The organism is Lactobacillus sp. HMSC08B12 (assembly GCF_001808415.1).
GTDB classification, from domain to species: domain Bacteria; phylum Bacillota; class Bacilli; order Lactobacillales; family Lactobacillaceae; genus Lactobacillus; species Lactobacillus delbrueckii.
This window is the reverse complement of the sequence record NZ_KV793223.1, coordinates 1-1,749: the sequence shown is the minus strand read 5'-3', so window position 1 is coordinate 1,749 and position 1,749 is coordinate 1. Positions and strand designations below refer to the sequence as shown.

Sequence of the window (1,749 nt, the reverse complement as noted above, 5' to 3'; positions counted from 1 at the left end):
CTATTTACACAAGAATTTATACTGAACCCTCTTTTTTCGTGCTGTTTTATTGGAGCATGATCTGTTTTATATCTTTTGGCCAATAACTGGTCTAAGTTTTTCAGCTTTGCATGTTAAATTTTCTCCTCAAAAGAAGTTAATAATCTAATTTTTGTAAGCCTTTTCTAAAAAGATGGCAAAGAAAAGGGGGAAGGGTCTTAACATTGGTCTAATTTTCAACTATAGTATTGGCCATAGAAAGAAATCAAAAAAAGAAGTAAAAAAACGAGGCAAAAACAGATGAAAGCAGCAAGCAGATTAGAAGCAGATTCAATTGGCAGTCTTGAAGTCCCGACAGCCGCCTACTACGGGGTCCAGGCTGAACGGGCCAGACGGAATTTTGAAATTACGCACTTAAAGATGAGTCCAGTTTTTCTGAGCAACCTGGCCTTGATCAAAAAGGCAGCTGCCAGCGTAAACTTTGAAATTGGTCTACTCACTAAGCCGCAGGCTGACGCGATTAAAACTGCTTGCGATGAAGTGATTGCCGGCAAATTCGCGGAAGATTTCATCGTCGACCCAATCCAAGGCGGGGCCGGGACTAGCGCTAACATGAACATGAACGAGGTTATTGCTAACCGGGCAAACGAGCTTTTAGGCGGCAAGCGGGGGACTTACGACCTGGTTCACCCTAACGACCAGGTCAACATGGCCCAGTCTACCAACGACACCATTCCAACGGCTGGCAAGATGACCACCATCCTGCTCAGTGAAAAGCTGGTTGCCAGCCTGGACAAGTTGGAAGCTTCTCTGCGGATCAAGGCAGATGAATTCTCTGACGTGATCAAGATGGGGCGAACCCAGCTGCAAGACGCGGTGCCGATGACCTTAGGTGACAGCTTTGCCGGCTACGCTTCAATGGTCAGCCGCTTAAAGAAGCGGCTGGAAAAAGCCGTCATGGAAATGCACGAGATCAACCTAGGGGCAACGGCGATCGGGACCGGGATCAACGCTTCCCAATACTACAAAGACCACATCGCCGGGCAGTTGAGCAAGCTCTTTGGCTTTGAACTCAAGCAGGCCGACGACCTCTTTGACGCTACGGAAAACCTGGACTCCTTCGTGGAAGTGTCTGGTGCCCTTAAGGCCTGCGCCATCAGCCTGTCCAAGATGTCCAACGACCTCCGTCTTTTGTCTTCCGGACCGCGTTGCGGTTTCGCTGAAATCAACCTGCCGGCCAAGCAAAACGGGTCTTCCATCATGCCGGGCAAGGTCAACCCGGTTATCCCGGAAGTCGTCAGCCAGGTGGCCTTTCTGGTCTGCGGCCACGACACCACCATCACCATGGCGGCAGAAGCCGGGCAACTGGAACTGAACGCTTTTGAGCCAGTTGTCTTCTACCAGCTTTTCGAATCTTTTACGGCTTTGACTGGGGCAGTCGATACTTTGGTAGAAAACTGCATTACGGGCATCACCGCCAACAAGGGCCGCTGCAAGCAGCTCAAGGAAGGCAGCGTCGGCATCGCCACGGTTCTTTGCCCATACCTGGGCTACCAGCTCTCAGCTAAGATCGCCAAGCGGGCCCTTAAGGAAAAGCGCAGCGTCCGGGAACTGGTCCTGGAAAGTCACTTGATGAGTGAAGAAAAGCTGGACGGTTTATTAGGTTAGTTTGATCAATCCTGTTTAGACAAAAAAGCTGGGACAAGTTTGCTTGTCCCGGCTTTTTGCATGGTATGAATATTAACTTAAACTTCCCACTTACAAAAGTGG

At 49.5% G+C, this 1,749-nt stretch carries 1 protein-coding gene; it reads left to right on the top strand.

Annotation, left to right across the window (positions count from 1 at the left end; all coding sequences use genetic code 11):
- Positions 1-279: 279 nt before the first annotated feature.
- Positions 280-1,647, top strand: a complete 1,368-nt coding sequence (locus HMPREF3168_RS09465) for an aspartate ammonia-lyase (RefSeq protein WP_035185644.1) — start codon at positions 280-282, stop codon at positions 1,645-1,647.
- The last annotated feature ends 102 nt before the right edge of the window (positions 1,648-1,749 follow it).